This window comes from Rubinisphaera margarita (assembly GCF_022267515.1).
Lineage (GTDB): Bacteria > Planctomycetota > Planctomycetia > Planctomycetales > Planctomycetaceae > Rubinisphaera > Rubinisphaera margarita.
Genome location: NZ_JAKFGB010000012.1, coordinates 99,917 through 113,430 on the forward strand (window position 1 = coordinate 99,917; position 13,514 = coordinate 113,430).

10 protein-coding genes are annotated in these 13,514 nt (G+C 57.8%); 5 read left to right on the plus strand and 5 right to left on the minus strand.

Translation table 11 applies throughout. The annotated features are described in order from the left end of the window. Window positions 1-136 precede the first annotated feature (136 nt). Entirely contained in the window at window positions 137-3,244 is a 3,108-nt protein-coding gene (locus L1A08_RS08935) for a beta strand repeat-containing protein (RefSeq protein WP_238755991.1), read from the minus strand. A gap of 334 nt (window positions 3,245-3,578) precedes the next feature. Here L1A08_RS08935 and L1A08_RS08940 point away from each other — a divergent pair, with 334 nt between their 5' ends. Next, a complete protein-coding gene (locus L1A08_RS08940; RefSeq protein WP_238755992.1) occupies window positions 3,579-4,520 on the plus strand; it encodes an NAD(P)-dependent alcohol dehydrogenase in 942 nt (313 codons plus the stop codon). 126 nt (window positions 4,521-4,646) lie between these two features. Here the strand turns inward: L1A08_RS08940 and L1A08_RS08945 are convergent, their stop codons facing one another. The 4 genes from L1A08_RS08945 to L1A08_RS08960 form a co-directional block, all read right to left on the minus strand. Beyond that, entirely contained in the window at window positions 4,647-4,946 is a 300-nt protein-coding gene (locus tag L1A08_RS08945; RefSeq protein ID WP_238755993.1) for a Rho termination factor N-terminal domain-containing protein, read from the minus strand. Between the two features lie 86 nt (window positions 4,947-5,032). Continuing rightward, window positions 5,033-5,236 (minus strand): CsbD family protein, encoded by a 204-nt coding sequence (locus tag L1A08_RS08950; RefSeq protein ID WP_238755994.1) that lies wholly within the window; start codon window positions 5,234-5,236, stop codon window positions 5,033-5,035. Between the two features lie 412 nt (window positions 5,237-5,648). Beyond that, window positions 5,649-5,825, minus strand: coding sequence for a hypothetical protein (locus L1A08_RS08955; RefSeq protein ID WP_238755995.1), 177 nt, complete (start codon window positions 5,823-5,825; stop codon window positions 5,649-5,651). 90 nt (window positions 5,826-5,915) lie between these two features. Continuing rightward, the gene (locus L1A08_RS08960) at window positions 5,916-7,280 is read right to left on the minus strand and encodes a sulfatase-like hydrolase/transferase (protein WP_238755996.1); all 1,365 of its coding nucleotides are present in this window, start codon (window positions 7,278-7,280) and stop codon (window positions 5,916-5,918) included. Between the two features lie 168 nt (window positions 7,281-7,448). Between L1A08_RS08960 and nadA the strand changes: the two genes are divergently transcribed. The 4 genes from nadA to lysA all read left to right on the plus strand — a co-directional run bounded on the left by nadA (window position 7,449) and on the right by lysA (window position 13,403). Next, window positions 7,449-8,438, plus strand: a complete 990-nt coding sequence (gene nadA / locus L1A08_RS08965) for a quinolinate synthase NadA (RefSeq protein ID WP_238755997.1) — start codon at window positions 7,449-7,451, stop codon at window positions 8,436-8,438. Window positions 8,439-8,647: 209 nt separating this feature from the next. Beyond that, on the plus strand, window positions 8,648-11,206 hold the full coding sequence (locus tag L1A08_RS08970; protein ID WP_238755998.1) for an MMPL family transporter: 2,559 nt from the start codon (window positions 8,648-8,650) through the stop codon (window positions 11,204-11,206). A 27-nt stretch (window positions 11,207-11,233) separates the two neighbouring features. Further along, window positions 11,234-11,995, plus strand: coding sequence for an NIPSNAP family protein (locus L1A08_RS08975; protein WP_238755999.1), 762 nt, complete (start codon window positions 11,234-11,236; stop codon window positions 11,993-11,995). Between the two features lie 136 nt (window positions 11,996-12,131). After that, the gene (gene lysA, locus L1A08_RS08980; protein ID WP_390896871.1) at window positions 12,132-13,403 is read left to right on the plus strand and encodes a diaminopimelate decarboxylase; all 1,272 of its coding nucleotides are present in this window, start codon (window positions 12,132-12,134) and stop codon (window positions 13,401-13,403) included. The last annotated feature ends 111 nt before the right edge of the window (window positions 13,404-13,514 follow it).

The following is a 13,514-nucleotide window of genomic DNA, read 5'->3' on the forward strand; positions in this document are numbered from 1 at the left end:
CTCAATGTAGCCCAATTGAGCCGAATGGCAATCGCCGGATCGCCGGACGAAGAGAAAGTCCCGGCGACCAACAAAAAAACATCGCGGCCATGACTGACCGCGATGTTGCTCACTCAGCGTTTAAATTAGACGAAACTTAATCGACCGTTCCCGGACCAGCGAGGTTGTTCGGGTCGTTCGAGAAGATGTTGGCGTTGGCCAGATCGGTAAGGCCATTGCCATCGGTGTAGATTCCACCGCCGTTGAGGGCAATGTTGTCAATCACGTCCATGTTCCCGAAGATCCGGAGGTAGCCATCGTTGTAGAAGCCCCCACCGAGTCCGTTGGTGATGTTGTCAACCGCTTCACCGCCATCGATACTGACGACCCCACCGGTGCTCAGCGACAGTCCGCCACCGCGGCTACCGTTGAAGGCATCATTCCGACGGAAGCTGCTGTTGACGATATCGATGATGCCGCCGTTGTTGTTGAACAGGCCGCCACCACCGTTGATCGTCAGTTCGCCAAACGCGTTGTTGTCATGGACATTGGTGTTGAAGATGTCCATCACGGCGTTTGTCTGGTTCCAGATTCCTCCACCTTCGTTGGCCGCGGTGTTGTTCAGGATGTTAGAATTGTCGATCAGGACTTCGGTGCCTGCGACTCCACTAATGTGAACTCCACCGCCGTTGCCCGGAGAGGCGAATCCGATGGGGCCGGCGATATTGTTCGACAGCGTGCTGCCGAGAATATTCAACCGGCCATCGACGACCTCAACGCCGCCCCCGGCACGGTTCGCGACATTGCTGTTGATCATCGTGTTGCCATTGAAGGTCAACGTTCCGTCGGTCGAGAAGGCGGCTCCCCCACTGCCGGAAGTTCCGTTCGCAACGTTTCCGGTCAGAGTGGCTCCGGTGACGACGGTCAGGCCGCCATTGTTGAAGATGGCCCCCCCGCCATCGTCAGCTCCATTGCCCGAGGCGGTGTTGTTGGCCAGAACCGTTCCGTTGACGCGGAGGATACTGCCGCTCTGATTCCAGAGTCCGCCCCCTTCGCTGACGGCCGTATTATTGCTGACGGTCCCGCCGTTGACACGAACCAGAGTTCCGGCCGTCCCCGTCACATGGAGACCACCGCCGTTTCCAGGAGCGGCCACACCGGGCAGGCCGGCGTCATTGCTGTCGAGATTGACATTGGTCAGGGTAATGCGACCGTCAATCACTTCAATTCCACCGCCAGCTCGGTTCGCCTGGTTGTCGACGATCGAGGTGTTGGAAACGTTCACACGACCAGCGGTCGATAGAATTGCCCCGCCACTGCCTGAAGCACCCGTCGCGAGATTAGCCGAAACGAGCGCGTTGAGCACATTGACGGTTCCTCCATTGTTGAAGATCGCTCCACCACCGTCATCAGCACCTGCTCCAAGAGCTACGTTGCCCGACACAGTCGAGCCGTTCACTGTGAGCGTGCTTCCCATCTGGTTCCAGAGTCCGCCTCCTTCGAGGCTGGCGGTATTGTTCATCACAGTTCCGCCATCAAGCCGGACAACGGTATTGCTGCTTCCGGTGATGTGCAGCCCGCCGCCGTTGCCTGGATTCGGGACACCCGGCAGGCCAGCTGAGTTCCCGTCGAGATTGACGTTGGTCAGGCGAACGGTGCCGTCAACAACCTCGATACCACCACCGGCGCGGTTGGCCTGGTTGCCGACGATCGACGTATTGGAAATATTCACTCGGCCCGCTGCCGAGAAGATTCCGCCGCCGCTGCCGCTGAGGCCATCGGAGGTGTTGCCGCTGATCGTGGCGTTCAGCACGTTCAGCGTGCCACCATTGGTGTAGATCCCGCCACCGCCATCGTTCAACAGATCACCCGAAGCGGTATTGCTGGAAATGACTGTTCCGTTGATCGTGGACGAGGCGAGCGCGTGGAACCAGAGGCCGGCTCCTTCAGTGACCGCAGCGTTGCCCGTCACCGTTCCGCCATCGATACGAACCGTGGTCGCTCCGCCGACAAACAGTCCACCCCCGGTGCCGGGAGTCGAGAGATCGAGAGGACCAGCGATGTTGTTGTCCAGATTGACACCATCCAGCGTCAAACGGCCAGCTTCCACCTGAATACCGCCGCCGGTGCGGTTGGAAACGTTACCGGTGACCGCTCCATCGGCGATGCTCGTGAAGCCATTGAGGCTGAGAATCCCGCCCCCGCTGGCGGTTGTTCCGTCAGCGACGTTCATCGAGACATCGGTGCGAGTCAACGCGAGTCGACCACCGAGGTTGAAGATCCCGCCCCCGCCATTCAGCGGGCCCGTGCCGTGGGCTTCGTTCTGACCGATCGTCGAATCGACGACGATCATGCGACCGGTGCCGTTCCACAGCGCGCCCCCTTCGTTGGCGGCTTCATTCATCATGAAGGTGCTATCCGTGATCGTGACATTTCCGCTGCCGGTCATGTGAATGGCGCCCCCGTTACCCGGACCACCCACCAGAGTCACAGCGGCGTCGTTCGACGTAAAGGAGGACTGATCGATAGTAATGCCACCGCCTGAGTTATCCTCAATGGCGCCTCCGGCACGAACGGCCAGGTTCGAGCTGAAACTCGTCCCTGTGATGTCCAGCGTGCCTCCCGAGTCATTGTTGATGGCCCCCCCGCTGCCGCTCGCTCCGGAGGCAATATTGCCGGTGAAACTACCGCCAGTAATGACAACGTCACTGCCGATATTGTGAATGGCTCCCCCCCCGGCTCCAGTCGCGGTATTCGCCTGGAACACAAGGTTGTTCAGGGAAAGCATCCCGCCGCCCGTCACGCGAATCGCGCCCCCGGTATCGGCCGACCCCTGAGTCAAAGTGAGGTTGCTGAGAGAGACATTATCGGCGGTCGAAATATCGAAGACGCGCGAGATGCCGCCGGCATCAAGCGTGATCGAAGGGGTTGTACCCGTGATCGTCAGGTCTTCGGAGATGTCGATCTCTCCCGTCAGGGAGATAGTCGATCCAGCCAGTCCGGAGTCAAAGGAGATCGAATCCCCAACCGCCGTACCCGCCGGGGCATCGAAGACCGCGACATTACTGTTTGCAGCGAGAATGGCTTCTCTCAGACTGATCATCCCGTCGGCAGCGACAACATCCAGAGGTGTGTCGACGACGTAGGCAGTCAGCATCGTGCGACACTCGAGGGCTTCGCTGGAATACTGACACGATTTATGAGCTCGTCGACGGCGAACAATTCGATCGATGCGACGTCCTGCGATTCGGCTAAATAGATTCATTACCGCTCTCCTGCAAATTTGTGACGAAGATCTCGTTCCCCTGAACGCGACCAGAGAACTCTCCTCGGAACTTCGAATCACATGCTGAAATGATCGGAGTCCACTTTGGTTGTAATGATTGCGCGAAGCCGCACAATCCCCTAAATTCCAGAAGTTGGGAAAAGAAGTCCTTATAGGTGGGCGCTAGGAAATTTCCTGATATGAGCCCCGTTTATCCGCCTGATGTCTATTTGTATTTAGGCGGTCTGCACACGAAGTCGCCTTGCGGAGGAAGCTGTTTCAGTGAGAATTGGAAGAGTAGAAGTTCACTGCAGCGACACGGAGGAACGGGATCATGAGAGCAGTCGTCTACAAAGATTACGGAGGCCCTGAGGTTCTCGAGCTGGTTGAAAGAGAACGTCCCCAGCCGGCCCGTGATGAGGTCTTGATTCGTGTCGCAGCGGCAGGAATCAATCCCGTCGATGCGCGGCTGCGGAGCGGGGAGATGAAGTGGCTGCTGCCCGGCGGGTTCCCGCGGATCCCGGGGTACGATGTCGCCGGAGTGATCGAACAGGTCGGTTCACAGGCGAACTTCCAGGTCGGGCAACGGGTTCTTGCGTTTCTCGATCATGTCTACGGTGGTGGATATGCCGAATACGCGGTCTGCACTCATTCGAGTGTGGTTGAAATTCCCGACTCGATGACTTTCGATGAGGCAGCTGCTTTGCCGTTAGCAGGGTCCACGGCTCTCCAATCTCTGCGTGAGTACGGACATCTCAAGAGCGGGATGACTGTTCTCGTGAATGGGGCCAGTGGCGGAGTCGGATCGCTGGCGGTGCAGATTGCGGTTGCGGATGGAGCGGTCGTAACCGGCGTGGCCAGCAGCGACCACGAAGACTTTGTGCGTTCCCTCGGGGCTGCGGAGTTCATCGACTACCGTCGCCACGAGTTCACCAGCCTGAAGCAAAGCTGGGACCTTGTGTTTGACGCCGCCGGAAAGAGCAGTTTCAAGGCGAGCCGTCCGGTTTTGGCCAAAGACGGAACTTATGTCTCAACCGAACCATCTCTGCGGGGGCTGGTGGTCTCGTTGACCACATTGCCGTTGGAAAAGCAGGGGAGGGTGATGCTGGCCCGATCCCGAAAAGAGGATCTGTCGGAACTCGTTCGGCTGTCGGTCGAGGGACACTTAAAAATTCACGTCGCTGATTCCATCCCGCTTAGCCAGGCAAGCGACGCTCACGCGAAAATTGAGAAAGGAGGCTTCTGCGGGAAGATTGTTTTGAACGTCTCTCAATAGTCCGGTATTATCGGGGAAACGAGGCTCAACTCCAAAAAATGCAGCCGGACCTGCTGCTGCCGGGAGTGTGCGCTCAGGACAACAGACAGAGTCCGGCTACGAACTCATCGTATTTTACGTCTTCGGCTACCGTTTGTCGCGGATCGCTTCAATCAGTTCCTGCTTCCGCATTTTGCTGCGGCCCTCGATCTTCATATCAGACGCGATGTTGTGAAGCTCATCAACCGTACGGTCTTCCAGGTCGGTGCGGGGATTTCCCTTACCGCTTGTCGTTTTATTCGGCGTACGTCCTTCTTTACGACGTTGCTTGTTAACGGTTCGTGCTGCAATCTCTTTGGCCCGTCCTTCGGAACGCCCGCGGTCTTCCGCACTGTCTTTCACATGTTCGTATTGGCGCTCATCTTTTTTCGACCATTGCGACGGCATCGCTCCACCTCCTCTCGAGTTGACTCCCAAAAAAAGGACGGGCACGTAGAAGACTACGTGCCCGCCGATATACCGTCAGTACCTGACTAACAGCGGCAGTTACTTTCGAAGTCTTTCACTTCTTTCTCGGCTTCGTCTTTTGCGATGCCGTATCGCTCCTGCACGACGCCAACAAGCTCTTCTCGCTTGCCATCGACGCGATCAAGGTCATCGCCCGTCAGATCGCCCCATTTCTGCTGCGCCTGTCCCTTGAATTGCTTCCAGTTCCCTTTGATTTGATCCCAGTTCATTGTGACTTACTCCTCGTTGATACCCGCTTGCATGAGCCCGTTTCGCACGGCCGGGACGCGAGGCACACATGCCTGCGAAGGCCGTCCAATCTCGGGAAACTTAGTAATCGCAATAGATGTGCAAACTCCGTGCCGATTAGACGGGTGAAGAGAGGGCGACCGATGCCAACGACTTCGCGACACGTAACGAACGGAGTTTCAGAGAGTTCCACCGGCGCTGTCCCCGACCGCTGATACACCGGTGTTCCCGGGGCGCGGGCGGAGATGGTGAACGTCTTGTGGAATCTCAGCCCGCGCGGTCGTTGTTCGGTCAGACTGGATTAAGTCGCGGCAGGTGAGACTTCAAGATTTGACTCAACGCGCACGAAAAAAGGGCGAAGCATTTGCTTCGCCCCTGCAAGACGGGTTCGTCTTAGTCAGCATCAACATCCAGTGCGCCATCAGGCTCCTGGTCGACTTCCAGTTCCGTGCCCGGAGTCTCAACGTCCAGGACTTCTTCTTCAACTTCACATCCCATCGGGCCGAGGCAGACGCCAGCCAGCAGGACAGGGGCAAGGATCAGGCTACAGAATCTCTTCAGGCTATTCACAGGTGACTCCCAGTTTGAGTGAAACATCTCTCGGCGGAACTTCCGCCGCTCCACAGGGAATCTATGCAAGTCCCATGCCGGTCGACACGGCTACTCGCTCGCCGGCTCTTCGGTGTCGGTCTCGCTGGCCAGCATTTCCACCGTACGGCGAAGCATTTCGTACTCCTCAAGAGCTGGCCCTTGAAGACTGGTCACGTCGAGCGGCGTCTTTTCAAAGGGATCTTTCTCGGTGTTGTAATAGCGGCCGTTGTTATAAAGCTTGCGAGTTCGTGATTTCGCGAAGTATCGATTCCCGCGACTCTCAGCGTAGGCCCACTGTCTGGGCCCGGGCTGATTCTCGGTGAGTCGGCTGGCAAAGCTCTGGCCGTCCAGCGTGCCGTCGGGAAGTTCTGCGTCCGCGAGCTCGATGAACGTGGGAAGGATGTCACTAAAGTCGACCAGATCATCCCAGACCTGACCGGGTTCAATGACGCCTGGCCAGCTGGCGATCGTCGGCACGCGCGTCCCCCAGTCGTTTAACGATCCTTTTCCTCCGGGAACGTCCATGCCCTCATACTGAGACGACACCGGCTCGCGAATGTACTTGCCGTCTTCGTAGCGGGCGATTGTCCGAAACGGGGTGCCATTATCGGTGGTAAATAGAACCAGAGTATTTTCACGCAGGCCGAGTTTCTCCATCCCGGTCATCAGGTCGCCGATCTTTCGATCCATCTGAGCGGCCATTTCGGAAAAGCTGTCGTAACGGTCGCGGCCGGGCGCGTAGGGCACCGCTTCTTCGATGTCGTCCGTCACGTCGTGACAGAGAGCCATCGAGTAAAACGCAAAGAAGGGCTCTTCACGATGGTCCTTCATGAAGTCGAGCAGGAAATCGACGTAGTGATCCGGTCCGTACATTCCATCCGTGTTCTCGAGAATCGAACCATTCTCGTGAATCAGCGGATCGTAATAGCGGGCTCCTTCGTGCCAGCCGAACAACGACGATTGTTCGAAGCCGAGCCGCTGAGGGTGGCTCGGGTCTTTCTTCAGCAGACACAGTTGCCATTTCCCGGCGACGGCTGTCCGATAACCCGTCTGCTTCAGAGCCTGGGCGACGGTCTTGCCTTCGAGTTCGGCCGGAAAGCTGCCCCATTTCGGATTCCCGATCGTCCGCGGATAGCAACCGGTTAAAAGCGTCGTCCGACTTGGGTGGCAAACCGGCATCGAATAGGCATGGGTGAACCGGGCCCCGCTGTCGGCGAGAGCATCCAGGTTCGGGGTCGGGTAATCGACCCCGCCATAGCAGCCGAGAACTTCGCGGCCGACGTCGTCGGCCAGAATGAAGACGATATTCGGACGATCCGCCTTCTTCGAAGCTGTTTTTCCCTCCTCGGCATGAACCGACGTGGAAGGAGCGACGTTGAGAGTGAAGACGAAAGCAACCGCCAGGATGCGGCGGAGGAGCGGATTGTGAAGCATGTGTTGAACCTGTCGAAGTAGCAAAGTGTCGACCAGTGAAAAGACGCATAAACAGTAACGGATCACTTGCTCCTTGTCAGCCGGCCGCTGGCCTGTAGCCAGCGGAACGTCCGATGAATATAATCTCTGTGCAAACCCTTTTGCCGAAACGCTATCCGAGAAAGTGCCATGCCCCTGCCGATTGTCGACCAGACGCCTGAAATCTACGAAGACCCGCTCGATCTGATGGACGAGATCGAACGACTGAAGACAGAAAAGAACGCCAGTATCCTGGCCCATTTCTATGTGGACGGTGAGATTCAGGACATTGCCGATTACACCGGAGACAGTCTCAAACTGGCTCGCGATGCGGCGTCGATCGACACCCCGACCATCGTATTCTGCGGCGTCCACTTCATGGGCGAATCGGCCAAGATTCTCAGCCCCGAAAAAACCGTCCTCATGCCCGATCTGCAGGCGGGATGCTCTCTGGCGGAGAGTTGCCAGGCTCCCGACCTGAAGGCCTATCAGGACAAACTGCGGGCAGAAGGGCATCAGTTTCAGACCGTCGCTTACATCAACACCTCGGCGGCGGTGAAATCCCTCTGCGACTGGATCGTGACCAGCGGCAACGCCCGCGAAATCATTGAACGGGTTCCCGAGGACCAGGAAATTCTGTTCGTTCCCGATCAGCACCTCGGCCGGTATCTCATGGAAGTGACTGGTCGAAAGATGTTCCTCTGGCCGGGCTCCTGTATGGTGCACGAGATTTTCAGCCTGCAGGATCTGATCCGTGCCAAGAAGAACAATCCGGGCTCTATCATCATCGCGCATCCGGAATGTCCGCAGAATATTCTCGAAGTTTCCGACTTCATCGGCGGGACCGAAAAGATGCGACAATACGTCGCCTCGATCAGTGAACCGACGAAGTTTCTCGTCGCCACGGAATCCGCGATGATTCACCCGCTGCAGAAAATTGCTCCGCAGCACGAATTCATCCCTGTGCCGGGCATCATGGAAAGCACGGGCGAAACCTGTGCCTGCAACCGTTGTCCGCACATGGCCCGTAACACACTGCAGAAGGTGCGGGATTGCCTGAAACATGGCGAGCCGGAGATCGTCTGGCAGTCGTATTTCGATCAGGCTCGCGATGTGCTTCAGCGCAGTCTGCTCAAATAGTTGCCCAAACGCACTGTTCTGTTCAGGCTCTCTTCCTTGACCACGGCTCGGTCGTCGTTGAAACTACGATCCATTCTGAAGGGGATGATGGACCCGTCTGCGCTCCGGCTCCTTAAGAGTCGCTGAGAGCAGACGGAATTACCGTTGTGAGAAAGTTCGCCCAGGACTTGAACACCCCTTCGTGCATTCGGATCGGAACAGTTGAGGCGATGAACCGGCTCTTCGAGATTGTGGCGGACTATTGGCCCGGCTGGATTATTCTCTGGTTCGCCGCCATGTTTCTCGCCATCGCGGTCGCTCCTCCCTTCGAAGAGGAAGTCACGCCCGGCGAATTCGACTTTCTCCCGGCTGGCTCCCAGTCGCTCGTAGCCGAGCAGTTCTTTCGGCAGACCTTCGACAAAGATCTGTTAAGAAGTCTCGTCGTCGTGTCGGTCCGACGGACATCGCGACCCGATGGGCTCACCTCCAAAGAAGAGTTCGCTGAAGAAGACCGAGATCAGAAGAGCGATCTTGAATTCATCGAAAACGATCTCCGCAAACGGCTTGAGGAAATCCTCAAACGCCACTCGGCTGATCTCCTCGCTCAGGACAGTGCTGCCGAAGGCCCTGAAGAGTCGTCCGATCCAGCCGCCGAAGAGAAGGAAGAAGAACTCGAAGTCGAGGAATCCGCAGGCGACGTCGTGACCTATTCCGACCGGCTGCTCGGACAGTTGCTGATCAGCGACGATCGCCAGGCCTCCATGGTACTGGTCGAACTGCCCAACGATTTTCTCGACGCCCGCAACGGCAACATCATCGCCGACATCGAGCATCTGGTATACGGCGATTCCGAGTTCCGCAGTCAGATTCCCCCCGGACTCGAACTGTCGGTCAGCGGCACGGCGACGGTCGGACGGGACATGAATGTCGAAGCCGAGAACAGCGCCAAAGCCACCGAATGGGCCACCATGGTGCTCGTCGTTTTGATGCTGCTGGCCATCTACCGGTCTCCGATCCTGGCCCTGCTCCCCCTCGTGACCGTTTTCGTTGTCATCAAAATTACGCTTGGCGTTCTCAGTACTCTCGCGGCTGCGAATGTCATCGGACTGTTTGATTCACTCGATATCTACGTCACGGTGGTGACATACGGGGCGGGGATTGATTACTGCCTTTTTCTGATCGCCCGTTACCGTGAGGAACTGGAGAAGGGGATTAACTATCGCGATGCCGTAAACGGAGCGCTGGCCTACACGGCTGCTCCTCTCGCAGGAAGCGCCGGGACTTCCATCGTTGGCATCGGAATGATGATCTTCGCCTCGCATAAGAAGTTCCAGCAGGCTGGAATCGGCATCTCCGTCGGTCTCACGATTGCCCTGCTGGCGAGCGTCACGTTCACGCCCGCCCTTTTAAGGCTCACCGGTCGCTGGGCCTTCTGGCCGAACATTCCTCAGGAGAACCCCGGGGACTCGCACGGTTGGGTCGCCCGTTCCTCGCTGCTCGGTCGTGTGATGGAAAGTGGCCTGATGGAGCGGTTTTGGGTTTATCTGGCGGCGGTAATCTCCCGCTGGCCGGGCCGACTCTGGCGAAATTTCGTACTTGTGATGCTGCCGTTCGCGGTCATCGCCGTCCTGAATTTTAACAACCTCAGCTATGGACTGCTCTCGGAACTCCCGGACGAGTCTCGCAGCGTGGTCGGGACGCGAGCGGTTCAGGAGCACTTCCCACCCGGACGGCTCGGGCCGACAAACATTCTCATCTACAACGAAAGCCTCAACTTTCTGCGCGAAGAGCAGGTCGATCTGATCGGTGAAGTCAGCGACAGGCTCTACCGGCACCGGGAGCGACTGGGACTGATCGATGTGTTCAGTTCCGCCTATCCCCTGGGAATGACCCCCGAAGGCCTGAAGAAGCAGGAGATCCTTGAAGAGCCGGGCACCAGTCGCGCGGCCTTTGCCGCCGCTCGGCGAGCCGCGATCCGGGCTCGCGTGATGAATCAATACGTCGGCAGAAAGCAGCCTTACGCCGAGCATGTCACCCGCATCGATCTGGTGTTTAATCAGGATCCCTTCACGGAAGGCAGCATCGCCCAGCTTGATGCCGCCCTGGTTGAACTGCAGAAGACTCTGCCTGAGATCCTCACGGGGGAGAGCGAGATCTATGCGCTCGGCCCCACCGCCAGCATCCGTGACATGAAGATCGTCACCGACAGAGATCAGTTGCTGATCAACATTCTCGTTCTGTTTGGTGTGTATGCGATTCTCGTTCTCCTTCTGCGAAAGCCGGCGATCTCGCTTTACCTCATTCTGACCGTGTTCTTCTCCTATCTGGTGACAATGGGCGTGACCATGGCGGTCTTCTGGGCTCTCGATCCGAGTGGGTTTTCCGGGCTCGACTGGAAGGTCCGCATGTTCCTGTTCACCATCCTGATTGCGGTGGGAGAGGACTACAACATCTTCCTGGTCACCCGAATCGATGAAGAAGCCAAACGAACCACCCCCGTGCGCAGCATCCTGCGGGCCCTGCGGAAAACCGGAAGCATTATCTCCAGTTGCGGCTTCATCATGGCCGGCACCTTTTCCGCGCTGATGGCCGGCTCACTACTCGGAATGCAGCAACTTGGCTTTGCGTTGGCTTTCGGCGTGCTACTCGATACGTTTATCGTCAGACCGATACTCGTTCCCTGTTACCTGGTGCTGCTCGAACGGTATTACTTCGGCAAATATTCAGTGTTGCTCGGCGCGACGCCGAACAGAATCCCCGAAGTTCCCGCCGCAACGAAAGTATCTTGAAGCCGATTCCTTTCTGGAGTGCGAAACATGAAGAGCCTGCTCGTTCTTGGCCTGTTGGGCTGCCTCGTTCTGGGAGCGGCTGCTCAGCCGGTTCAAGCCGATACTGTCTACGAAATGCGGACCTACACCGCTCACGAGGGGAAGCTGGACAGCCTGCTCGCCCGTTTTCGCGATCACACCTGTAAGCTTTTTGAGAAGCACGGCATGACCAATGTCGCGTACTTCGTACCGGCAGCGGAGAACAACAATCAGCTCGTCTACTTCCTGTCGTATCCATCACGGGATGCCCGCGATGTCAGCTGGGCCGCCTTTCTGAATGATGCCGACTGGAAAGCCGCCTACAAGAAGTCACGCAGCGATGGACCGCTCGTGAAGACCGTCGACTCAAAGTTCCTCGTTCCGACGGACTACTCCCCGGAGATCCCTGCCTCGGCGAAGAAACCGCGGTTGTTCGAATTGCGAACCTACAAAGCCAGCCCGGGAAATCTCTCGAACCTCGACGCCCGCTTCCGTGATCACACCATCCGTCTCTTCGAGAAGCACGGCATCACGAACGTCATCTACTTTCACCTGATGCCCGATCAGGCAGGAGCAGAGAATCATTTGATCTACCTGATTGCGCACGACGATCAGCTGACCCGCGACGAGGCATTCAAAAACTTCGCTCAGGATCCGGCGTGGATGAAAGCCCGCCTTGATTCCGAAGAGAACGCTGGCGGCTCGCTGACAGAGAAGGGGGGCGTGAAAAACCTCTTTCTCGAACCGACCGACTTCTCGCCGCTGAAGTAATTTTCCGCTCCCGAAGCGAGTGACCAGAACCACTGTCAGACACGGGTCGAGCCGATCCGTGTCTTTTCCTTCTCCATCCACAAGCCCTCCGCGCAGGGCTCGCCAACCTTCCACAGAATCAGTTTTGACGATGACGATGAACGCTTTCGAGTACCGAAACGGACACCTTTATTGCGAAGATGTCTCTCTCTCCCAGCTCGCCGAAGAGCACGGCACGCCACTCTGGGTCTACTCCGAGAACAAATTCCTGGACGAATTCCGCGCTCTCCGCGATGCCTTCGCTGAATGCGATCCGGTCATCTGCTACTCGGTCAAAGCGAATTCAACCCTGCAGATCCTGAAGTCGCTTAACGCAGCCGGCAGCAGCTTCGACGTCGTTTCAGGCGGCGAACTCTACCGAGTCGACAAAGCCGGAGCCGACACGACCCGCGTCGTCTTCGCCGGCGTCGGTAAAACCGATGACGAAATTCGTTCCGCGCTCGAGAAGAACATTCTCATGTTCAACGTCGAAAGCGAAGCCGAGCTCGATGCGATCTCCCGTATCGCCGGCGAAATGGGTGTGACTGGTCCTGTCGCTCTGCGTCTCAATCCCGATATCGATGCCAAGACGCACGCCAAGACGACCACCGGCAAGAAGGGCAACAAGTTCGGGATGGATATCGAACGCCATAACGAACTCGCCGCCAAAGTGCTGGCCGATCCGCACCTGGAACTTCGCGGTATCCACATGCACCTTGGCTCGCCGATTCTCACCACCGATCCGTACGAAGCCGCCGCCAGGCGGGCGGGCGAAGTCATTGCCGAACTGCGGTCCAAGGGGCACGAAATCAGCTGGGTCAACCTCGGTGGAGGATTCGGTCTCAGCTACCGCAACGACGAAGCTCCCGCTTATTCGACGTACGCCAAAGTCATCGTGCCGCACATCAAGGCAGCTGGCTGCCGTCTGGCTCTGGAGCCGGGGCGTTCGATCATCGGAAATGCCTGCGTGCTCGTCAGCCGCGTGATTTACACCAAGCGGGAAGGGGGCAAGCTGTTCGTCATTCAGGACGGAGCCATGAACGACCTGATGCGACCGGCCATGTACGACGCCTTTCACCGCGTCTGGCCCGTCAGCACCGACGTCCCGCTGCCGACCGATTGCGAAGCCGATTCGATCCCCGGCTGCGAGAAGACCGATGTCGTCGGCCCGGTTTGCGAATCGAGCGACTACTTCGCCAAGGACCGCCAGCTGCCACCGCTCGAACGGGACGATCTGCTCGCCACCTACAGCGCCGGCGCCTACGGCACCTGCATGAGCAGCAACTACAACTCCCGCCCGCGAGCAGCCGAAGTCCTGGTCAACGGCAGCGACGTCAAAGTCATCCGCCGCCGCGAAACCTACGACGACCTCATCGCCCACGAAATGTAGGAACCGCCAATTAACGGGTGCCATGCCCCCGCTCGCGTGGGCATGGTCTTATTCTGGCTTTGAAGGCGGGTGCCACTGCTGGCTCGCCCAGCAGTGCCTTTCCATACGATT